Source organism: Argonema galeatum A003/A1, from assembly GCF_023333595.1.
GTDB lineage: Bacteria > Cyanobacteriota > Cyanobacteriia > Cyanobacteriales > Aerosakkonemataceae > Argonema > Argonema galeatum.
Window position 1 is genome coordinate 1 of sequence record NZ_JAIQZM010000061.1, and the last position, 21,491, is coordinate 21,491.

Annotated in this window: 17 protein-coding genes; 7 read left to right on the forward strand and 10 right to left on the reverse strand. The window is 46.3% G+C overall.

Annotation, left to right across the window (positions count from 1 at the left end; all coding sequences use genetic code 11):
- Positions 1 to 308: 308 nt before the first annotated feature.
- From LAY41_RS30785 to bioB, 4 genes are all read right to left on the reverse strand, one after another.
- Positions 309 to 2,576 carry a transglycosylase domain-containing protein gene (locus LAY41_RS30785; protein WP_249106372.1) on the reverse strand — a complete coding sequence of 756 codons (2,268 nt, stop codon included), beginning with the start codon at positions 2,574 to 2,576 and terminating at the stop codon, positions 309 to 311.
- A gap of 102 nt (positions 2,577 to 2,678) precedes the next feature.
- Positions 2,679 to 3,155, reverse strand: coding sequence for a signal peptidase II (gene lspA / locus LAY41_RS30790; protein WP_249106373.1), 477 nt, complete (start codon positions 3,153 to 3,155; stop codon positions 2,679 to 2,681).
- A gap of 217 nt (positions 3,156 to 3,372) precedes the next feature.
- A complete protein-coding gene (locus LAY41_RS30795; protein ID WP_249106374.1) occupies positions 3,373 to 3,957 on the reverse strand; it encodes a biotin transporter BioY in 585 nt (194 codons plus the stop codon).
- Positions 3,958 to 4,094: 137 nt separating this feature from the next.
- The gene (bioB, locus tag LAY41_RS30800) at positions 4,095 to 5,216 is read right to left on the reverse strand and encodes a biotin synthase BioB (RefSeq protein ID WP_249106375.1); all 1,122 of its coding nucleotides are present in this window, start codon (positions 5,214 to 5,216) and stop codon (positions 4,095 to 4,097) included.
- Between the two features lie 323 nt (positions 5,217 to 5,539).
- Here bioB and pstS point away from each other — a divergent pair, with 323 nt between their 5' ends.
- From pstS to psb27, 5 genes are all read left to right on the forward strand, one after another.
- Positions 5,540 to 6,727 carry a phosphate ABC transporter substrate-binding protein PstS gene (pstS, locus tag LAY41_RS30805; RefSeq protein ID WP_249106376.1) on the forward strand — a complete coding sequence of 396 codons (1,188 nt, stop codon included), beginning with the start codon at positions 5,540 to 5,542 and terminating at the stop codon, positions 6,725 to 6,727.
- A gap of 135 nt (positions 6,728 to 6,862) precedes the next feature.
- Positions 6,863 to 7,813, forward strand: coding sequence for a phosphate ABC transporter permease subunit PstC (pstC, locus tag LAY41_RS30810; protein WP_249106377.1), 951 nt, complete (start codon positions 6,863 to 6,865; stop codon positions 7,811 to 7,813).
- A gap of 86 nt (positions 7,814 to 7,899) precedes the next feature.
- The gene (gene pstA / locus LAY41_RS30815) at positions 7,900 to 8,796 is read left to right on the forward strand and encodes a phosphate ABC transporter permease PstA (RefSeq protein ID WP_249106378.1); all 897 of its coding nucleotides are present in this window, start codon (positions 7,900 to 7,902) and stop codon (positions 8,794 to 8,796) included.
- 326 nt (positions 8,797 to 9,122) lie between these two features.
- Entirely contained in the window at positions 9,123 to 9,929 is an 807-nt protein-coding gene (gene pstB, locus LAY41_RS30820; protein WP_249106379.1) for a phosphate ABC transporter ATP-binding protein PstB, read from the forward strand.
- Between the two features lie 272 nt (positions 9,930 to 10,201).
- Positions 10,202 to 10,597, forward strand: coding sequence for a photosystem II protein Psb27 (gene psb27 / locus LAY41_RS30825; RefSeq protein WP_249106380.1), 396 nt, complete (start codon positions 10,202 to 10,204; stop codon positions 10,595 to 10,597).
- 110 nt (positions 10,598 to 10,707) lie between these two features.
- Here the strand turns inward: psb27 and LAY41_RS30830 are convergent, their stop codons facing one another.
- The gene (locus LAY41_RS30830; protein WP_249106381.1) at positions 10,708 to 11,781 is read right to left on the reverse strand and encodes an adenosine deaminase; all 1,074 of its coding nucleotides are present in this window, start codon (positions 11,779 to 11,781) and stop codon (positions 10,708 to 10,710) included.
- A 777-nt stretch (positions 11,782 to 12,558) separates the two neighbouring features.
- Between LAY41_RS30830 and LAY41_RS30835 the strand changes: the two genes are divergently transcribed.
- On the forward strand, positions 12,559 to 14,094 hold the full coding sequence (locus LAY41_RS30835; RefSeq protein WP_249106382.1) for a family 10 glycosylhydrolase: 1,536 nt from the start codon (positions 12,559 to 12,561) through the stop codon (positions 14,092 to 14,094).
- Between the two features lie 102 nt (positions 14,095 to 14,196).
- On the opposite strand, the gene LAY41_RS30840 is transcribed toward LAY41_RS30835, so the two are convergent.
- The 3 genes from LAY41_RS30840 to leuS all read right to left on the reverse strand — a co-directional run bounded on the left by LAY41_RS30840 (position 14,197) and on the right by leuS (position 18,122).
- Positions 14,197 to 14,547, reverse strand: coding sequence for a hypothetical protein (locus tag LAY41_RS30840; RefSeq protein ID WP_249106383.1), 351 nt, complete (start codon positions 14,545 to 14,547; stop codon positions 14,197 to 14,199).
- 11 nt (positions 14,548 to 14,558) lie between these two features.
- Entirely contained in the window at positions 14,559 to 15,200 is a 642-nt protein-coding gene (locus LAY41_RS30845; protein ID WP_249106385.1) for a Uma2 family endonuclease, read from the reverse strand.
- Positions 15,201 to 15,389: 189 nt separating this feature from the next.
- Positions 15,390 to 18,122: a leucine--tRNA ligase gene (gene leuS / locus LAY41_RS30850; RefSeq protein ID WP_249106387.1), complete on the reverse strand. Its 2,733-nt coding sequence runs from the start codon at positions 18,120 to 18,122 to the stop codon at positions 15,390 to 15,392.
- A gap of 958 nt (positions 18,123 to 19,080) precedes the next feature.
- Between leuS and LAY41_RS30855 the strand changes: the two genes are divergently transcribed.
- Positions 19,081 to 19,488 carry a gamma-glutamylcyclotransferase family protein gene (locus LAY41_RS30855; protein ID WP_249106389.1) on the forward strand — a complete coding sequence of 136 codons (408 nt, stop codon included), beginning with the start codon at positions 19,081 to 19,083 and terminating at the stop codon, positions 19,486 to 19,488.
- Positions 19,489 to 19,751: 263 nt separating this feature from the next.
- On the opposite strand, the gene LAY41_RS30860 is transcribed toward LAY41_RS30855, so the two are convergent.
- Together LAY41_RS30860 and LAY41_RS30865 are read right to left on the reverse strand one after the other, a co-directional pair.
- The gene (locus LAY41_RS30860) at positions 19,752 to 20,312 is read right to left on the reverse strand and encodes an anti-sigma factor family protein (protein WP_249106391.1); all 561 of its coding nucleotides are present in this window, start codon (positions 20,310 to 20,312) and stop codon (positions 19,752 to 19,754) included.
- A gap of 356 nt (positions 20,313 to 20,668) precedes the next feature.
- Positions 20,669 to 21,328: a sigma-70 family RNA polymerase sigma factor gene (locus tag LAY41_RS30865; protein WP_249106392.1), complete on the reverse strand. Its 660-nt coding sequence runs from the start codon at positions 21,326 to 21,328 to the stop codon at positions 20,669 to 20,671.
- Positions 21,329 to 21,491 lie beyond the last annotated feature (163 nt).

Sequence of the window (21,491 nt, forward strand, 5' to 3'; positions counted from 1 at the left end):
CAACGATTACCCCCTTTATGTCTCTAGGCTGTAGAGACGTTTCATGAAACGTCTCTACAATGTTTAGGCCAAAAATTTTCATGGGGTAACCAACCCGTATTTGGTATCATAGCTTATAATCAAGGCTTTCAGGAATTAAAAACGTCCTAACTGCCTTGGTGGTTGCTATATTTCTTCAAATGGTAAAGTTATGAGTTTTGAGCCCGTCCTAATCGAGCCTCATCTATAAAAAAAATCGTCCCAGGTTCGCTTCATTACCGCAGGAAACCATAAATGTGAATGAAGAAAACAAGGTTCAATTTTTCAATCTAAGATCGATTGACAACTTGACGCATATAGTTTCCCCAAACTTGGGCAGCTTGACCGCTAGTTCCTCTAGTCGAAGAGTTGTCATCGTTACCCAACCAAACTCCTGTGACTAACTGCCGACTGGGAATATAACCAATAAACCAAAGGTCTCTGTTATCGCTGTTGGTGCCTGTTTTACCAGCTTCTTCTCCTAGTCCTAAAGACGCATTGCGACCTGTACCAACTCTGACGACGCCTCGAAGTAAACTATTCATTTGAGAAGCTACTTCGGGTCTGAGAACTCGCTTGCCGTTGGTAGCTGGGTCATAGGCATAAATCACGCGGCAGGTATTGGGGTTATTGCGATCGCGACAATCGCTGCTATCCACAATTCTAGTAATCGCATGAGGACGATTCCACACGCCACGATTTGCTATAGCACCAAAAGCACCAGTCATCTCTAAGGGATAAACTTCGCTTTGACCGAGAACCAAACCCGGTACGGGATTGAGTTTCGACTCTATTCCCAGACGCTGTGCCATTCGCACCACATTATCCAAACCTACATCCTCAGCCACCCGTAGAGCAATCACATTCTCAGACAGAGCAATACCCGTGTACATATCCGTACTGCCGCTAGCACCGTGATTGCATCCTTCGTAACGGTTAACCCAAACTAGGGAAGCGCAGGAATACAGCTTACCGGGTGAAATGCCTTGTTCTAGAGCCGCAGCATAAGTAAAAATCTTGAAAGTTGATGCTGCTTGTCGGTGCGCTTGGGTGACGCGATTAAACTGACTTTGTTTGTAATCCAATCCGCCAGCAAGGGCTAAAATCGTACCAGTGCTGGAGTCGAGGGTGACGATCGCACCTTGCGAAAATCGGTAAGTTCCCCCAGAATTATTGACAGAGTTACGTAAAGATGCTTCAGCTTGTCGTTGTATGCGCGGGTCGAGAGAGGTTTCGATCGTAAAATTTCCCTCTCTGGCTAACTCCTCCCCCAATAAATACTGGAGTTCGTTGAAAACATAACTGTAAAAGTAGGGGGCAATAGTATTGGATTGCTCTTGACAAACCTTGGGGCTGACTTCCAGAGGACTTCGCCGCCCCCGATTTGCCTCCTCTTGACTAATTCTGCCTTGTTCTAGCATCCGAGCAATCACGGCGTTGCGAAGTACGATCGCTCTTTGGCGACTCTGGTTATCCCCACAGGGATTAAAATTATTGGGAGCCGATAAAATCCCCACCAAAGTAGCAGACTCGGCCAAAGATACATCTCTAGCCGACTTACCAAAGTAGTACTGAGAAGCATCCTCAAAGCCGTAAGTATCGCCCCCCAAGAAGATGCGATTTAAGTAAGTCAGCAGCAGTTTGTCTTTGCTGTAAAAGAATTCTAACTTCAGGGAAACAATAGCTTCGCGCACTTTGCGACCCAGAGAATCCGCACTTCCAACATATTCTCGAAACAAACTGCGGGCGACCTGCTGGGTCACCGTGCTACCGCCTTGACGATCGCCCCCCTTACTAATAATGAATGTTGCTCTAGCAATGCCGATCGGATCGACACCCAAATGCCAGTAAAAGCGTTTATCTTCAGAGGCAACCACAGCTTTGGGCAAATAGGGCGAAAACTCCGATAATTGCTTCATTTCCCCGTGAGAGGTCGTGCGAGGCGGGCGCAAGGGCGTTTGTCCGTCGCGGGCGATCACTATTACTGGCCCCCCCGTTGCCGTCGGCAGGGGACGCACGGAGAATTTCTGCCACTCGATCGCAATTGCCAACACCAGCAGTGCCGTCAATCCACCGATGCCGTAAAGCCCCCAGGTGGTCGCTTTAACATACCAAGGGGGTGGATCGTAGTATTGAATTCGGACAGACTGCGCCAGTTCTGGTGGCCCTAGAGTGAAGATATCACCGTGTCTGAGCAATTTCGATGCAATTCTGCGTCTACCGCGATAGATACCGTTGGTTGAGCCTTCATCTTTAATCTCGAAGGACTTTTGGCGGCGTCCGGTGCGGGTCAAAGATAGGTGAATCTGACTGACTACTGGATTACGGACGATGATATCGCAGGATTTGGAGCTGCGGCCCAAGCTGTAGCGATCGCCTAACAGAGGATATACTTCTGCTTTGTCCGCATCGGTATCCTGTACTCGCAGTTCTGGCACCCTGGTATTCGGTTTGAGTACCAGTTGAGAAAAATGAACTTTCGCTTGAACTGTCTGTACCGCTTGAGTTATTGCACCGAAAATCGTTTGTGGGGGGCGTTTAGGCTGAGGAGGAGTCATAAAGAATTTTAGATTTTAGATTTTAGATTTGGTAGTCGGTAGTGGGATTCCTTTTTTTTTGACTTTTAACTTTTGACTTTTGACTTCCCTAGCCCCTCTGCCCTAATCCCTAGCCCCTCTTTTGGGCGGATCGTGTTTCTGGAAGGCAGCAATAAAGAGGCAGGCAATACCTACATTAATAAACACATCTGCCAGATTAAATACGGGAAAATGAATCAGTCGAAAATCGAGAAAATCTACTACATAGTTTAATAAAAAGCGATCGATCCCGTTGCCCATCGCTCCTCCTAAAATAAAACCATAACCCAGCTGATCCCAGCGGGCAAAATTTGGCCCAAACCAGGCCAATGCCATCAAGCCTATACTCACTCCCAAGGATAGCCAGCGCAACCAACTTCCGTCCTGGCTAAAGAGACTAAACGCCGCACCGGGGTTTCTCACGTAGGTGAAATGAAAAACCCCTGTCCACAAAGACCAGGTTTCATTGAGGCGGAAGTTTTGCACCACCCAAAATTTAGTCAACTGGTCTAAAACTAAACTGATCGAGGCAGCAACCCAGAAAAAGCGGTTTTTAGTCATTAGTCATTGGTCATTAGTCATTGGTCATTAGTCATTGGTCATTAGTCATTAAGTAGGTGGGCATAATTAAACGTAAAACTGCTAGGCCCTTAGAAACCCGGTTTCTTGGAGAAACCGGGTTTCTGGGAGTTCAGTTTATTTACGCCCACCTACTTAGTCATTAGTCATTGGTCATTAAAATTTTTTAGATTTTCTTCCCAATGCCCAATGCCCCAGATTAGTAAAACATCAAATGTCGCAGAATGAAAGCCAAAACGGTAACTGCACAGACGATCGCCATCTGTCCTGGCAGAGCATAGAACGAGTATCTTAAGATAGCTGACCATAGAGGAACAGCACTGGTATTTGTCCAGCTTAACCAATCGCTGAGAACGAGATAGCTAAGACCGATGACATGAACTGTTAGCAGGCCACACAAACAACTAAAGGCCAAAGACTCCAGTTTTAGTGGCGTCCGAAATGCTACAAAGCCACAAAACCATGCACCGGGAACAAAGCCTAACAAATATCCAAAGCTGGGCTCTTTTATATAGCTGAGGCCGCCACCCAGAGTGAATACAGGCAGCCATGTCAAGCCTAATACAAGATAGGCTATTTGAGAGAGGGCCCCGGCATTCTTGCCGCCAAGACAGCCGACCAGTAGCACGGCACCAATTTGATAGGTGACGCCCAAAGGGTAAGTTGGAATGCCAGAATCACTCCACTGCCACGGAGGACTGGGCAAAGACGCCTCTAGAAAGGTTCCACCTATGGTAAGCAGTAATCCAATCAAGGCCCACAGCAGTTCAGTGGGAGAAAACACTTCAATTTTAGATTCTAGATTTTAGATTTTGGATTGGAGAATAGGCGATCGGTAATTTAAGATTTCAAATTTAGATTGGAAATTGAAAATTATTCAATGTCTTTCAATTTGAAATCTCAAATCTAAAATCTGAAATTCTACCCTAGTCCCCAGTCCCCAGTCCCCAGTCCCCATTCGCCGGGAATGGGTGCTTCACCGCCTTGGAGTCCCAAAGCTTCTAGCATGGCGCGGTCTTGCTCTGGGGGTTGACCTATTGTGGTAAGGTAGTGTCCGATCAGCATGGCGTTAATGCCAGCTTTGAGTCCAAGGGCTTGCAGTTCGCCCATAACGGCTTCTCGTCCACCAGCGTAGCGGAGAATTTGCTTTGGCAGAATCAGCCTAAAGATTGCGATCGCTTTGAGCGCTTCATAAGGATCGAGTTTGGGACGTTCCTCTAATGGTGTCCCCGATCTGGGATTTAGCAGGTTAAGCGGTACAGATTCAACTTCTAACTCCCGCAAAGCTAGGGCTAAATCTACCCGATCGGACCAGCTTTCGCCCATGCCCATAATACCGCCCGTACAGGCTTGTATTCCGGCTGCTTTGAGATTTTTGATGGTTTCGACGCGATCGCGCCAACTGTGACTCGTCACTATCTCTGGGAAATAGTTCTCTGACGTTTCTAGGTTATGGTTGTAGCGGGTAACGCCTGCCTCTTTTAATGCCTCAGCTTGTTCTGGCGTTACTTCTCCCAAAGCGCAACAAGGTTTAATATTGGTTTCGGCAGTAATTTGCCGCACTGTTTCCAGAATTCGCTCAAATTCTCCCGATTTCGGACTGTTATACTTGATACCGCGTCCCTGACTCACCAAGCAAAACCGTTTTGCTCCAGCTGCTTCGGCTGCTTTGGCTTGGGCGAGAATTTCAGAAGTGGATTTTAAACCGTAAATCGGCGAATCGCTATCTGGATGGTGGGATGACTGGGAGCAAAAGCCGCAGTTTTCCGAGCAGTTGCCAGATTTGACGTTGATGATGCTGCACAAATCGACGGTATTGCCGCAGCAAGCTTGTCGCACTTTATCGGCTGCTTCGCACAAGAGCAGTATATTCTCTTGTCCCTCTATCTGGGTGAGTGCGATCGCTTCCTCTCGACTGAGGCGAACTCCAGAAATAATCTCCTCGGCAAGATTATTTAGCCATTCTCGCAATGGCTGCTCATGCCCACAGGGAAGATCGGCATTCGATGGATTACGGGAATTTGATAACGACGCTTGAACCACGCTTGGCCCTCTGATTGCATTTGCAATTAAAATCGTGAGATGCCGTTTCTTTTTACGGAATTGGCAAGCTCACTGCTACCAAACTGGTATGATACCATCTGCGTTTATCAGAAATAGCTTTAAGGCAATTTATATTTATGCCAGCAAAAAGTTAACAAAATTTATCTTTTCCAGTACGATCGCTCCACAGCTATACAAAAACAGGGATTTTTTCCAGTTGTCTCAGCTAAGATCGGCTATTTGAAAAGTTATTAACCTTATCTTTACCCTGGAACGCTAGACTTCTAAGGGTTTCCTCGTGGAATGAGTCAAACGTTACAGCTATGCTTTTTCGTATCAATTCGATCGCTCCAACTCGTCTGGCTACCTCAATTTCTGCGATAGCTCTGACAATCGGCTTAGCCGCTTGCGGTGGAAACAACACCCCAGGCACTGCAAACAATCCTTCTCCTGGCACTTCTCCTACCGCCTCCCCGGCTACAGCACCTAGTGCTGCTACAGGTGGGAAACTCGACCTCGCGCAGAACGTACAGCTAACTGGCGCTGGAGCTTCTTTCCCAGCACCCCTGTATCAGCGTTGGTTCGTGGATTTCAACAAGATATATCCCAAAGCGCAAATCAGCTACCAATCAATTGGTAGCGGCGCTGGAGTCGAGCAATTTACCGCTGGTACGGTAGACTTTGGAGCCAGCGACGTTGCTATGAAAGATGAAGAAATTGCCAAAGTGCAAAAAGGCGTCTTGTTGCTACCAATGACAGCCGGTAGCATTGTCCTAGCCTACAACCTGCCCAATGTTGAAACTGGGCTGAAGTTATCCCGCGAAGTTTACGCAGATATATTGCTGGGTAAGATCAAATCTTGGAACGACCCCAAGATTGTCGCCGCTAATCCAGGTGTTACTCTTCCCAACCAACCGATCGTAGTTGTGTCTCGTTCCGATGGTAGCGGAACCACAGGCGTCTTCACAAAGCACGTAAGTACAATTAGTCCTGAATTCAAAACCAAAGTTGGAGAAGGCAAAACTGTAAAATGGCCTACTGGGATTTCTGCCAAGGGAAATGAAGGCGTCACAGCTCAAATTTTACAGAGTCAAGGTGCGATCGGTTACGTAGAGTACGGCTACGCCAAGCAAACTCAGCTCAAGTATGCTGCCCTGGAAAATAAAGCGGGCAAATTTGTCCTGCCTAACCAGGAGTCTGCTGCTAAAACCCTTGAAGCTGTAACTTTGCCTGAAAACTTACGAGCCTTTATTGAAGATCCAGAAGGATCGGACTCCTACCCCATCGTTAGCTACACTTGGTTGCTTGTTTACAAGCAATATACCGATGCGTCCAAAGCCAAAGCAATGGAAGCTATGATTGAATATGGATTGACTGAAGGGCAAAAGAACAGCTCTGAATTAGGGTATGTTCCCTTACCCAAGGCCGTGGTTGATAAAGTTGCGGCAGCAGCAGATCAAATCAGCCCAGATTATAAAATAGATGTAGGCGGTGCTACTGCTAGCAAATAGCAAAACTGGAAAAGCTCAATTCAGTTTTTAGCTAACTGCTATCACATTTTTTTTTAGCAAGTTTCAGCACCACTGCTGACTGCTTTTTCAAGTTCGCTCCCACATTTTTCATTCATCTGTTTGGTAAAGTTCATCATGAATCCAGAAGCTAAGGAAGCTCAAACAACAATTAAACCTCGCTCGGAGGTAGACAAATCGATCGATCGCGGTTTTATTTGGCTAACTCGGTTGTTTGCACTGGGAGTTGCTGGCATATTGCTTTTGATAGCGGTGCAAGTTGCTAGCAAGTCTATGCCAGCAATTCAAATGTTTGGTTTGAGCTTCCTAACTAATAGCAATTGGAACCCGGTAAATAATGATTACGGGGTACTGGCTACAGTCTATGGAACTATAGTCAGTGCTTTAATTGCTTTGATTTTAGCTGTACCTATTGGGGTTGGCACCGCTATCTTACTGAGCGAGAATTTTTTGCCAGTATCCGTTCGGACAATACTGGTATTCTTGGTAGAACTTTTAGCAGCTATTCCCAGTGTTGTCTACGGTCTGTGGGGCATTTTTGTTTTGATTCCAATCCTCTCAAATGTAGGAGGATGGCTACACACTTACTTGGGTTGGCTGCCAATTTTTAGTACGCCTCCTCAAGGGCCAGGAATGTTGCCTGCTGGGATAATCTTAACTATTATGATTTTGCCCATTATTACGGCAATTTCTCGCGATGCTCTGATTTCTTTGCCTCCCGAACTACGGCAGGCAGCTATAGGACTGGGAGCGACGCGCTGGGAAACAATCTTTCAAGTTCTCGTACCAGCTGCCTTCTCTGGGATTGTTAGCGCTATCATGCTGGCATTGGGTCGGGCGATGGGAGAAACGATGGCTGTAACGATGGTAATCGGCAATTCCAACAATATCAGCCCTTCGCTTTTTGCACCAGCTAACACGATTTCTTCTCTGCTGGCAAATCAATTTGCTGAGGCTAGTGGGTTGCAAGTGGCGGCTCTAATGTACGCCGCGTTAATTCTGTTTATATTAACGCTTTTAGTCAATATATTCGCTGAGTTAATCGTTCTGAGAGTAAAACGACTCTAATTTCAGATTTCAAATCAAAGCAAATCTAAAATCCAAAATCTAAAATCTAAAATTTTCAATGACTAATGAATGTTGAGTGTTAAATTATGACGCAAAGCTTCGATGATAAAAGTTTCTCTGGATATCCTAGTAGAACTCTGACTCGATCGATGTCATCTCCCCGAACTCTGTTTGGGACGGTGATGACAATTTTGGCATTTACTTGTGGTGCATTGGCTCTCCTGCCTTTGCTGGCAGTTCTTTCTTATGTCACCATCCAAGGCTTTAGCAGTCTGAGTTTGAGTGTGTTTACCGAATTGCCCCCGCCACCTTTCGTGCAGGGAGGTGGGTTTGGTAATGCTATCCTGGGTACGTTGATTATGGTTGGTATCGCTGCGGCGATCAGTGTCCCGTTTGGTGTGATGGCGGCAATTTATTTAACAGAGTTTAGCACCAATAATGTATCCCGCTGGATTCGCTTTGCCACCAATGTCCTCAGCGGTGTTCCTTCGATCATTGCCGGGGTGTTTGCCTATGGCATTGTGGTTCTGACTTTGGGCAAGTTTTCCGCTCTAGCTGGAGGGGTGGCTTTGTCGGTTTTGATGTTGCCAGTTATTGTCAAAACTACTGACGAAGCTTTGCAACTGGTGCCGCAAGATTTGCGGCAAGCTGCTGTGGGACTTGGCGCTACTAAGTTTCAAACGGTGTGGCAGGTGGTGTTGCCAGCGGCTATACCCGCTATTGTAACTGGGGCAACATTGGCGATCGCACGCGCAAGCGGAGAAACCGCGCCTTTACTTTTCACAGCGCTATTCGCACAGTTCTGGCCAACTGACTTATTATCGCCCACTCCTTCTCTCGCTGTTTTGGTGTTTAACTTCGCTATTTCTCCTTTTCCAAATCAGCGATCGCTAGCTTGGGCAGCTTCTTTGATACTTGTACTCATGGTTCTGATTACTAGCATTATCGCCCGCTTGGCAACTCGTCGCAAAGTTTATGGTTAAAAAGCGTTTTGGTATAAACTTTGACGAAAGCCACTTAAGCAAAAAATGTAATGCAGGATACTGGAAATTCTGGGATAATAAGCTTGTAGTGGGTAAATCTCTACCATAAGGTAAAACTTTGATTATTTGGAGGGATATGGATTTGGACAAAAAGGTGCATTGGAAAGCAATTGTGATGTGGAGTTCCACTTTTTTAGGAAGCGCGTTCCTGGTTGATTGCTTGTTTAATGTGCTTTTAATCAATAAATCTATCTCCAAAAAAGAATTTTAACTTTCTCTCAATCAATCTCGATTGGTGCGTCAGCCCAATTCAAAATAGGTTCATTATGCGTTCTAATTCTCAAACACTCAACTCAACTGAAAGCGTTTTTCGGGCTAGAAATGTCGATGTTTACTATGGCAATTTTCGAGCGTTGCGTGATATCAATATGGATATCGCTAAAAACCGGATTACAGCCTTTATTGGCCCTTCTGGTTGTGGCAAAAGTACCCTGCTGCGCTGCTTTAATCGTCTCAACGATCTAATTGAGAGTTTCCGGGCTGAGGGTAAAATTTACTACCATGAAGACGATTTATATGCTCCTAATATTGATGCAGTAGAAGTGCGGCGTCGCATTGGGATGGTATTTCAAAAGCCCAATCCTTTCCCTAAATCGATTTATGACAATGTGCTTTTTGGCGCTAGGATTAATGGCTACAAGGGCGATATGGATGAATTGGTGGAGCGCAGTCTGCGGAGTGCGGCTTTGTGGGATGAAGTGAAAGATAAGCTCAAGCAAAGCGGTTTATCTCTGTCTGGCGGACAACAGCAGCGGTTGTGCATTGCGCGTGCGATCGCAGTTCAACCCGACGTTATCTTAATGGACGAACCTTGTTCTGCTCTCGATCCCATCTCTACTCTGCGGATTGAAGACTTGCTGCACGAACTGAAAGAACAATACACCATAGTGATTGTTACCCACAATATGCAGCAGGCTTCGCGGGTGTCGGATATGACCGCCTTCTTCAATGTCGAGCCTACAGACAAAGGCGGACGGATGGGTTATCTCGTCGAGTACGATCGCACTGAGGTGATCTTCCAAAGTCCTAAAGAAGAGTCTACTCGCGAGTACGTCAGCGGACGCTTCGGTTGAACTCAGGGTAGACATAGCCCACCCTACAAAGGCTACCTCACCCCCCCAACCCCCCTCTCCTCTGGAGGAGAGGGGGGAGAAATACTCCCCTCTCCTCCAGAGGAGAGGGGGGAGTATTTCTCCCCTCCCCGTTAACGGGGAGGGGTTGGGGGTGGGGTTCCACTGTCCCGCTTCAAACTGGTAGCCTACTAAAGGACGATCCCCACAGCACCAATCCAAGTTAGGATGGAACATGGATTTGTGTATGCTCTGGAAAACTTAGTAAAAGACTTATGAAGCGCTATTTGTCCCGTCTGCTTGCCCTGGTTTTGGTTGTGACTATTGGCTTAATCGGCTGCTCTGGTTCAACAAGCATAACCGGGGATTATCGTCAAGATACCTTGGCTCTGGTGAACACTCTGAGAACCGCCATTGAATTGCCAGATGATTCACCGGATAAAGCGGCGGCTCAGGCAGAAGCACGTACAAGAATCAATGACTTTGCCGCTCGTTATCGTCGAGATAATTCTCTGACCACCCTCCGGTCTTTTACCACAATGCGAACAGCATTGAATAACTTAGCCGGACATTACAGTTCTTATCCAAATCGTCCTGTTCCTGAGAAGTTAAAGGATCGTTTGGAGCAAGAATTTAAGCAGGTGGAAGCTGCTCTGAAGCGAGGACTTTAACAGGTCATGAGGCATGGGGAGGGAATATCAAATTGAAAATTTTAGATTTCAAATTTAATTTTTGAATCAGCAATCTGATATTCTCCCTTATTCCGCAGTCTTCTCAGACTCTAGTCCGCAATCTTGGCGAATTCAAGTTCACCGGACGAACCATTGCCAGTTGCATTCACTGTTCCTTGAAATAGTCTATTTAACAACAACGCCGGTGGTTGCTTGTAAGGCCAAGCAAAGGCATGGCGGAAGGCGGCTTCTTGACAAGCCTGCAATTCCTCAAAACCGATGATGTCGTGAGTCAGCAGGTTTTCGTACTCGAAAGGCAGACGCACATTATGGAGTCCAGCGTTGTCGGTACAGATGGCGATGTCCACACCAGCGTCAAAACAGCGATCGAAAACAACCTTGAGTTGGCGGATATCTTCGAGGGTGCCAGTTTTTAGGTAGGTAGTGGGACAGACTTCCAAGCACTGATTGTCAGCAGCCAATTGACTCAGTAGCTCTGGATGCTGTAAAGGAATTTGGATACCGTGACCGATACGCTTCAGATAAGGTAGAAGTTTTGGATAACAGCCAGATGTAGTTTCGTACAGGTGACCTGTAGTTTTAAGGTTGAGCTTGAGCGCCAAGGCATATAGTTCTACAAATTCATCCAGCCGCTCTGCGTAATGAGCATCTCCTCCAGCCAAGTCTACAGCACAGACATAATCTTTGTTCTGTGCAGCCAGATCGACGATCGCCCGATTCACCTCATAGGGAAGGCGCGAGTGCATACACAGAATTTGGCTGGTAATAATTGGGTACTCCTTGACCTGACTAGCTTTACCAACAACCTCAACAATCTCAGCCATTTGGTCAATTCGTTCCGACTGGCTAAGTTGCGGCGATGTCCGCAGATAGGGAGTGTAGCGTAACTCCAAATAGGCAAGATTCTCAAAAATATACGCACCCCGAATCAGGCGGTAGATAAAGTAGGGCAACGTTTCGATAGTTTGGACGCCTTCTACGAGAGTATGGAGTTCCAAATACTCATCCAGTGTATTGCGCGGTTTCGTATAAAACTCCTCAAACGCCCCATACTCAGGGAACCGCTCAGCCAAATCGGCATCGCTGCGTTGGAAGTAGCGCCAGAGAATACGAGGTACAACAGAACCGCCCAGATGGCGGTGTAGTTCAGCATAAAGAGTCACGGCAACCTCTTGTATTGATATTCAGCAAATATTAGCTAGCTATATTTCAATTATGAACAAGGGATCGGTAATGTGCCGCCCACACCCGCGTCATAGCGTAAGTCCGTTAAAAGTCATATCTTGCACCATTATTACCCGCCTGGGGTTCAAACCCCAGGCTAATAGCGAAAGTCCACGCTCAGTGGACTGATACGGAATCCGCTTGCATAACCCCTTTATTCTCTCTCTCTTCTTCTTGGCGTCCTTGGCGTCTTGGCGGTTCGTTAAAAAGGGGGTAGTTAACCCGGATTTGATATGAAATCGTTTACCAGTCCACTGAGCGTGGACTTCAGCTATTAGCCGTGGACTTAAGTCCACGGCGGGCTTTGGGCTGAGAGTGAGAATGGTGCAAGATGTGAGTAAGAACTGGAGTAGTTAGAAATTTATCGCTCGTGACTGCTATACTGCACGCGAAGCATACGCTAAAAAGCATCTAATTATTTGGAGCATAGATTATTTGTAAGAATTCCTTTTAAGGACAATTTAGCTTAAACTCTTTTGGAAGCTAACTCTGTTGGCCTATAGCCTAGCGGCTCTCGATCCCTAGTGCAGCGCGGCAGAAATAACCCACCAGTTCAGAAGTAGTTAAATGCCTAACACTCAAAGGATTTTTGACTTTTGACTTTTGACTTTTGACTTTTGCCTAGCAGCCCTAGTGGGAACCAGTGGTGCAGCAACCAGTCCTTAAGGGCTGATGATTTCGCAATATTGTTTTTTCTTTTCTTTCTGGTTGATGGTATGTTGAAAGCTCTCATAGCTGTTACGCGACACCAAAATAGTTTCTATCGCAGGGTTTTAGCCTGTGTCTCGATCGGTATCTTGCTTAGTCCCTGGATCGATCGCAAACCAGCCCAGGCACAAGTAAGGGTTCCTTGCCAGTTACCAGCCGAGGCAGGCCAACAGAAAGAAAATCTCCGGCTGGCAGCTTTGAGAGGCGATCGAGAAGCGCAGAATCGCTACCAAGCCCTCATAGCTAAACAGGCAGCGCAATTGCAGGAGTGCCGCACCCAAAACTGGCCTCGCAACCAGGCTATTTGGTTGCGCTTATATCCCTGCGATATCCGTCCAGGATCGCTGGGTGCGATCCTCGATCGCATTGTCAATAAAGGCTATAACGAAGTTTATGTGGAAGTGTTTTATGACGGCCAAGTGCTGCTACCCCAGACAGATAACCCCACGCCTTGGCAGTCTGTTGTACAGGTACCCGGTGCGGAGAAGTACGATCTGTTAGCTGAAGCGATCGACAAAGGCCGCAAGCGGGGTCTAAAAGTTTACGCTTGGGCGTTTACAATGAATTTCGGCTATGTCTACGCTCAACAACCCGATCGCCAATCGGTGCTGGCTCGCAACGGTACGGGCAAAACCAGTCTGGAAGTAGCTAACGATGCCGGTATAGACACCGATTTAACAAAGGGCGATGCTAGTAAAGCATTTATCGATCCCTACAATCCGCAAGCGCGACAAGATTACGAAAAGTTGATAGAAGCGATAACCAAACGTAAACCGGATGGCGTGTTATTTGACTACGTTCGCTATCCACGAGGTACGGGGGATGCTTCGGTGGTTACCAAAGTTCAAGATTTATGGATTTATGGTGATGCTGCTAAGCAAGTCCTCTTGCAACGCGCCATCAACAGTAAAGGACTTGACCTAATCCGGCGATTTTTGACTAAGGGATACGTTACCACCGAAGATATTGCCCAGGTTGACCAACTGTATCCAGAGGAACAAGAACCGCTTTGGCAGGGGCGCAATCCCGACCTGACAAAGAGCGTGCTGCCACCAGGAGAGCGTCAGCCGATGTTGCAAACGGAATTGTGGCAGCTGAGCGTGGCTCACGCCGCACAAGGTGTCTTGGACTTTGTGACGGCGGCAATCGGGCCGTTGCAACGGCAAGGCATTCGGACAGGGGCGGTGTTTTTTCCCGGTGGCAACCAATCTGTCGGTCAGGGGGGGTATGATTCTCGGATACAGCCTTGGGATAAGTTTCCTAGCTCGATGGAGTGGCATCCCATGCTCTACGCTAATTGCGGTGAGAGCAGTTGTATTTTGAACGAGCTGCAACGGGTATTGGGTTTGGCTCCACTTGGGACGGAGATTAAACCGGCGTTGGCGGGGGATTGGGGAAGGTCTTTGGGCGATCGGCCCTCCCTAGAGGTGCAAATGGCGGCTATTCGTCAAGCAGCGCCGCAAATCAATACGGTGAGCCATTTTGCTTTTTCTTGGCAGGAACCGGAGAGCGATCGCGAAAGGAAGTTCTGTCGGTTGCGATAGCGATTTTTGGGCCGATGTTGCGTAGGGTGCGTTAGCTTTACTCGTAACGCACCAACACATTTGGCCTAGTTATGGTTAGCAGCAGGACTTTTTTATTGATAATTAACAAATTTTTCCACTCTCTAACCGTTTCTCATCATCTTCTGTAATTTTTTGGCCATTAAGAAACTCTTCAAACAAGCTAAAAAATCTATCTACTGCACTGCGTTCATCAGCCGAATGGAACAGCAAGATGCTTGCCCATAATTGTCCTGTTTCAATATTAAATCTCTGCCGTATCCATTGCAAAAAGTCTTGAAATTCAGACTCTTGTTTCGTCAGAGGTAAGCCAAGTTCGCGCCGAGCAAAATAATAGCCATCCAAAAACGCCTGAAGATTAAATATAGAATGCCTACCCAGATACATCGCAGGTCTTTTTTTGATTTTTTGTAGCAAATCGTAAAAATTATCCATAACCAATCTAGCTATTGCTGAAATTGAGCCATTAACCAAGCACCCACTTCGGATTGATTCATCGTCCTTGTTCGCCGTAACGCTGACTCCAACACCGACATTGCCAAACCGGGCAAAACTTGAGATTCAGTAATTCTTCTGCTACCTCCCGACTCAATAGCAAAAGCAATAATTAGGACATTCTGCACATCGAGAATCCAATATTCTTTTACCTTCAAATCTTCGTATAGCAGCCGTTTTTCACCCTTATCATCAGCAAGAGAAGTATTAGAAACTTCAATAACCAAATCTGGTGGCGGATAATTATCAAGGTTAATAATAGATGTTCCCCAAGGAACTATTTGAGCGTTATCTCCGATGTAGTAAGATACATCAGGTTGGCATTCCTGTACGCCTGTTTTCCGATAACTACAAGTAGTTAAACCTTTCAGGGGAATTCCTTTTATGATGCCAAATAGATTAACAGCAAACGAGATAATCGTGTTATCGCAAGCGTGGTCGTGTCCTAGTGGTGTCATTTCAATCCTCAGTTGTCCGTTATGATAGTAACACTTGGCTTTTTCATAAGCTGGACTGTCAACAATTTGAATATATTCTTCCCAAGTTGCTGCTACCCAGGTATCTGTAGATATTTTAGTTTGTAACTCGATCATAGGTATTTACCTCATTATTATCTAAATTTTAAATAATAGGTAATTGTTTTGGCAATTACCTATTAACTTTCTAGTTACATTCAGCTTTGGTGCGTCAGAGCGATAAAATTAGTAATTATATCCAAAATTATGTTATCTGACTCACCCTACAGCTTTAGCGCGGCATCGCAACAACGTACCTACTACTAATTACACAACTACAAAATTCACCAACTTTCCAGGCACTACGATCGCCTTTTTAATCTCTTTCCCCTCAATATATCGTTGAGCTGCTTCTGATTCGCGGGCATATTTTTCCAAAGTGTCCTTATCTGATGTCGTCGTAACTTGAATTGTGCCGCGAGTTTTGCCATTGATTTGAATTACCAGCGTGATTTCATCGGCAACTAAGGCAGATGGATCTGCTTTAGGCCAAGCTTGTTTGTGGACTGATTCGGTATTACTAATCATCTGCCACAATTCCTCTGCGATATGAGGTGAAAAGGGTGCCAAAAGCAGAATTAAAGTTTTGATACCTTCAGTATAAATTGGCGAATCTTTACAGGTAGAATCTGTGAGAGCGTTACTCAATTTCATCAATTCTGACACAGCCGTGTTGAATTGGTATTCACCCTCTAAGTCGTCCGTAACTTCCTTGATAGCCGTGTGAATAGCACGACGCAAATCCTTCTCTATTTTGGATTTTGGATTTTGGATTTTGGATTGTTTTGTTTTTTCTGGTGATGACAGGGTGCTAAATTCCGTTACCAAACGCCAAAGGCGATTTAAGAAGCGGAATTGTCCTTCAACGTCGGCGTCATCCCATTCCAAATCTTTTTCTGGCGGCGCTTTAAAGAGGATAAACATCCGTGCGGTATCTGCACCGTACTTTTTAATTACATCTCCAGGTGCCACACCATTGTATTTGGATTTGGACATAGTTTGGTAGGAAATTTCCAGCGGTTCGCCTGTTTCCGGATCTTTTGGTTCGGCTGGATTTACCAAAGCAGAAGGAATATATTTAGCATTACCGGATTTATTGGGATTGGTGTAAGTTAATCCCTGAACCATGCCTTGAGTTAAGAGGCGTTGGAAAGGTTCGTCGAAGTTGAGGATTTTGCGATCGCGCAATACCTTCGTAAAAAACCTAGAATAGAGTAGGTGCAAAATTGCGTGTTCAATTCCACCTACATATTGATCCACAGGCATCCAATCATTCGTCTGACGCGGATCGAATACCTGGTTTTCATTTTTCGCATCTGGAAAGCGCAAGAAATACCACGACGAATCGATAAACGTATCCATCGTATCGGTTTCTCTTTTCGCAGGCGTACCGCAGCTAGGACAAGGTACGTTTACCCAACTTTCCAATTGTGCCAAAGGCGAAGCACCGCGACCGCTCAATTCTACATTTTCTGGCAATTGTACGGGCAAATCTTGTTCGGGAACTGGCACAATACCGCATTTGGGACAGTGAATCACCGGAATTGGCGCACCCCAGTAGCGTTGGCGAGAAATTAGCCAATCTCGGAGGCGATATTGTATTCGTGCTTTGCCAAAACCTTGTTTTTCGGCATATTCAATGATTGCCGTTTTTCCTTCGGTGGAATTCATCCCATTGAAGTCACCGGAATTAATCATAATTCCGGTATCAGTGTACGCTTGGGTTAGGGAAACCCCACCCCAACCCTCCCCGCCTGCGGGGAGGGAGTTGGAGTTGGAGTTTTCTTGTCCCCCCGCGTTGACGGGGAGTGAACCTTCACCTTCACCTTCATGTCCCCCCGCGTTGACGGGGAGTGAACCTTCACCTTCACCTTCAGGTCCCCCCGCGTTGACGGGGGGGTTAGGGGGGGTAATCACAACCTTAATCGCCAACTGTTTTTCTTTAGCAAATTTGAAGTCCCGCGTATCATGTGCGGGAACACCCATTACCGCGCCCGTGCCATACTCGTACAAGACGTAATCGGCAATCCAAATCGGTATTTCTTCACCAGTAAAAGGATTGATTGCCTTACCGCCTGTAGGAATACCGCGTTTTGGTTTATCTTCAGCAGTTCTTTCCAATTCGGTTTGATTGGCAACTTCTTTGATAAAATCATCAACCGCTTCTTTTTGTTCGGGTGTGGTAACTTTCGGCGTCAAAGGATGTTCTGGCGCTAGTACCACGTATGTAACGCCATAAACGGTATCGGGACGGGTGGTAAAGACGCCGATTTTCTCATCTAATCCGACTATGGGAAATTCCAGATAAGCGCCGACAGATTTACCAATCCAGTTTGCCTGCATCAACTTTACTCTTTCCGGCCAACCTGTCAACTTATCTAAGTCGTTGAGTAATTCTTCAGCGTAGTCGGTAATCTTGAGGAACCATTGACGCAACTTTTTCTTTTCCACTATTGCGCCGGAACGCCAAGAACGACCCTCGCTATCGACTTGTTCGTTTGCTAATACTGTTTGGTCGATGGGGTCCCAGTTGACGGCTGCTTCTCTTTGATAAGCTAGTCCTGCGTGGAGAAATTGCAAGAATATCCACTGCGTCCACTTGTAATAGTCGGGGGAACAGGTGGCGAGTTCGCAATTCCAATCGTAGGATAAGCCCAAGGGCTTTAACTGCGATCGCATTTGGGCGATATTGTTATAAGTCCACTTGGCGGGATGAGTTTTGTTTTTGATGGCGGCGTTTTCTGCTGGGAGTCCAAACGCATCCCATCCCATCGGATGCAGTACCCGATAGCCCTTCATTCGGTGTACCCTGGCGATGACATCCGTAATCGTGTAGTTGCGGACATGGCCCATGTGCAGGTTGCCCGACGGATATGGGAACATGGACAAGGCATAGAATTTAGGCTTATCTGTTTCTGTAGGGGTTAGGTCTAAGCCTTGTTCAGCCCAAGTCTTTTGCCACTTTTCCTCTATTGCTGTCGGGTTGTATCGGGATTCCACAATCTAGAACTCCTGCTGGGTCACAAATCAACTACATTTTCCCATTGTGGCACGAATGGGAGTGGGTAGTGGGGAGTCCACACCCGCCTGGGGTTTAAACCCCAGGCTAATAGCGCAAGTCCGTTCAAACTGATAACTTGCACCAGTGTCAGAAACCGGGTTTTTTGCAACAGCCCTTAGCTTACAGCCTTGATTTTTCGTCTAGAAACCCGGTTTCTCAGGTCTTATTGAGACTGGTGCAAGTTATCAGTTAAAACGGACTGGAATATTTAGTATTTAGTCCTCTTCAGAGGACTTTCGCTATTAGCCAGCGATTTGAATCGCTGGCGGGCTCGAAGCGAAGTCAGTGGCTTTGTGTAGAATTAAAATCATAAACCAAGTCTCCTGAGTGCCAACCGTAGCATTACCAAGGGGATTTAGTATAAATTTTAGCCTGTCTTAACCAAAGATAAATACAGATAAACACAGATAGCTCAAATACATCTGTGTTCATCTCTGTTCATCTGTGGGTTTTTTCTTCTTTGCATCCCCTTGCGGGGAATAGTTTTTCAAGACCCAAGTACTTCGCAACTCTTGCTCATACCCGGATTCTTCTTTGGAAATCTGAAAGAAGCAGCTTTTTTGTCTGTAAAGTTTCCATCCCCTTGCGGGTAATAAGCTACCACAACTGACCCGTTTATAAAACTCTATATTGGCTGACTTCAGAACTACCGAAATCTGAAAGAAGCCGCTTTTTTTGTCCGTCAAACCATCGATACCACAAGAGTAGCAGATACAATCTCTCTATCTTGTTACTCCTCAACGCTTATATTGTAAGAAGCTGAGGTGGTCAACGAATCTATTTACCTTTTAAGGTTCGGGCGACCCCTTCAGACGACGACCAGAAGTTCACCCAAGGGGGGAACTTCTTACGTAATAAGCATAATACTGTAAATGGCTGGAACTGTCAACTCACCAAATGTTAAAAGTTTTTGTATACGGCACGCTGAAACCGGGAGAATCGAACTATCAGCGATACTGTGGTGGTAAAGTGGTAGAGGAGAAAGTAGCGATCGCTTACGGTAACCTTTTTCACTTACCTGTATTCGGCTACCCCGCTATGACCCCAGGTGATACGCCAGTGCAAGGTTATTTACTTACTTTTGCCGATGCTGATGTTCTACAGGAGATTGACAAACTGGAAGATTACTACCCCCACCGACTACCAGCCCAAAATCTATATAATAGGCAACAAATTGAAGTTTTCGATCGAGACGGAAGTGGAGTCGGCTTAGCTTGGGTTTACTTAATGACAGCCCAGCAAGTTGAAAAGTTGGGAGGTATTTTGCTACCTTTTGGATCGTGGACTGGCTCGAAAGGGGTTTGAATTTTGAATTATGTAGGTGGGCGTAAATAAACTGAACACCCAGAAACCCGGTTTCTTGGACAATACCTTCACAAAATCGAAAAATGCCTTGATTCGTAGGTTGGGTTGAGGCACTCAACCCAACCTACAAAAAATTGGCGAAGGTATTGTTGGAGAAACCGGGTTTCTAACCTACTTAAAGATTAAAACCCAAAGTTCAAAATATCGATAATTTAACGAGAATTTCAGATTTTAGAAATCTTTCCTTTTTGCAATCAGTTTGCTTATTTGCCGGGTTGATAATATGAACCAGTGTATTTAAGTGTATTTTGCGGTGCTGCGATCGGTGCTTTGGGAATTTCTACCACAGCTTCGTTCAAAGCCAGCATTAAGGGTTCGGAGGTTACAGCCGGTGTAGGAGATTGCGCTAACTGAGGGGAGAAGGAATCGCTACCGCCAAACAAGCCTGACACAGCACCGATGAAGACAGCTGCTAGAGCAGTTCCACCCCACATTAGCATCTGCTTTTGCCGACTGCGGCTCATGCGCGAGAACACTTGATTTACGGTTGCTTCCACAGGTTGTTCGGATGCTGGTACAGGCATCGTCCGTACCCCTTTGCGTAGCTTCAGGAGTCTGGCATACAAACACTGCACCTGGGGGTCGCCAGCCAGCCATTCTTCTACTTGTCTGCGTTCTTGGGCGCTCACCTCCCCATCTAGGAAGGCACTGAGCAATTCAAAGCGATCGCGCTTTTGAGTATCGATAGCACCCATATTCCCCGCTGGCGAATTCCCCAGGAAATTCGGTTCTGAATTATTACGGGATTCAATGTCAGGAGTCATACTAATGCTTGAATGCGTAGATTTTTGATAATTAAGTCGATTCTGAGGGGGGAGAACCTTTGCCCAGCCTGGTGGAGAAATACTGCCTTATTCCAACTTGGTGTTTTATGAAACCAGTATGTTACTACACAGCTATGTACGCTCAGCACCCTGTATAGCCTAGTCTACTACAAATTCTCAACAAGTAGCTGAGGGGTCTGAGCAACAGGAGACGCTCTTTCTCGTTAGTAACGTTTCCGGTACGTTTGGTCGCCTTAGAACAAATAGCACAACGGGGAGAAGCAGAGAAAAATCGACAAGCACTTAGGCAGCAAAGTTGTCATATAAAATCTGCTTTTGGTTAGATTTGCTCCTTGCTAACTATCCAAATAATTTTGTAGCTGAGACTGGAGTCGTTGACGGGCTCTGGCGATGCGCGACTTCACGGTTCCCAGAGAAACGTTGGTGATCTCGGCAATTTCTTCGTATGCCATGCCTTCGATTTCTCTTAGGACGATCGTAGTCCTAAAAACCTCTGGCAGATCGGCGATCGCAATATGCAGTTGCTCGTAAAACTCGCGGGTACTCAAATCTTCTACTGGCCCCGGTTCGTCCGCCGCAATTTCCCAATCCATCTCGCCATCATCCATCATTCTGGGTGCATCTAACGACAGGGGTTGAGCTACTCGCTTGCGTTTCCGTAACTCATCATAGAAAAGATTTGTGGCTATCCGTGTCAGCCAACCCCGAAACTTCACAGGTTCGTTCACCCGCTTAATATTGCGGTAAACCCGAATCCAGACTTCTTGGGCTAAATCTGCTCGATCTTGCCAATCTGGTGCTAAGTGGTACAAAATCTTGTCCACGTGGGACTGATACCGACGCAGCAGTTCGGCGAATGCCAAGCGATCGGGCCGATGCTCGGTTTGACAGCGCAAAACTAAGTCATAGTTAGATAGTTTTTCAACTGGCTCCACTATTGCTTGAGGAAAGCTTACCTCACCGCTAGACCAGGATACAGAAATTGATTGACTCATTGACCGAATCCGCTTTAAAACATCCCTCCCCACAAGACGCGGCCTATATTTAAGAAGTTCCCGCACTTTTACCATAGTAGAGTTTTGGGCAGAGGGGCAGAGGGGCAGAGGGGCAGAGGGGCAGAGGGGCAGAGGGGCAGAGGGGCAGAGGGGCAGAGGGGCA

Excerpts from the sequence above, each read along its gene's own strand:
- LAY41_RS30860 (WP_249106391.1), bottom strand. The coding sequence starts at position 20,312 with ATGACTCCTGACATTGAATCCCGTAATAATTCAGAACCGAATTTCCTG.
- LAY41_RS30785 (WP_249106372.1), bottom strand. The coding sequence starts at position 2,576 with ATGACTCCTCCTCAGCCTAAACGCCCCCCACAAACGATTTTCGGTGCA.
- pstC (WP_249106377.1), top strand. The coding sequence starts at position 6,863 with ATGAATCCAGAAGCTAAGGAAGCTCAAACAACAATTAAACCTCGCTCG.
- LAY41_RS30855 (WP_249106389.1), top strand. The coding sequence starts at position 19,081 with ATGTTAAAAGTTTTTGTATACGGCACGCTGAAACCGGGAGAATCGAAC.
- lspA (WP_249106373.1), bottom strand. The coding sequence starts at position 3,155 with ATGACTAAAAACCGCTTTTTCTGGGTTGCTGCCTCGATCAGTTTAGTT.
- pstA (WP_249106378.1), top strand. The coding sequence starts at position 7,900 with ATGACGCAAAGCTTCGATGATAAAAGTTTCTCTGGATATCCTAGTAGA.
- LAY41_RS30840 (WP_249106383.1), bottom strand. The coding sequence starts at position 14,547 with ATGGATAATTTTTACGATTTGCTACAAAAAATCAAAAAAAGACCTGCG.
- psb27 (WP_249106380.1), top strand. The coding sequence starts at position 10,202 with ATGAAGCGCTATTTGTCCCGTCTGCTTGCCCTGGTTTTGGTTGTGACT.
- pstS (WP_249106376.1), top strand. The coding sequence starts at position 5,540 with ATGCTTTTTCGTATCAATTCGATCGCTCCAACTCGTCTGGCTACCTCA.
- LAY41_RS30845 (WP_249106385.1), bottom strand. The coding sequence starts at position 15,200 with ATGATCGAGTTACAAACTAAAATATCTACAGATACCTGGGTAGCAGCA.
- LAY41_RS30835 (WP_249106382.1), top strand. The coding sequence starts at position 12,559 with ATGTTGAAAGCTCTCATAGCTGTTACGCGACACCAAAATAGTTTCTAT.
- pstB (WP_249106379.1), top strand. The coding sequence starts at position 9,123 with ATGCGTTCTAATTCTCAAACACTCAACTCAACTGAAAGCGTTTTTCGG.
- LAY41_RS30865 (WP_249106392.1), bottom strand. The coding sequence starts at position 21,328 with ATGAGTCAATCAATTTCTGTATCCTGGTCTAGCGGTGAGGTAAGCTTT.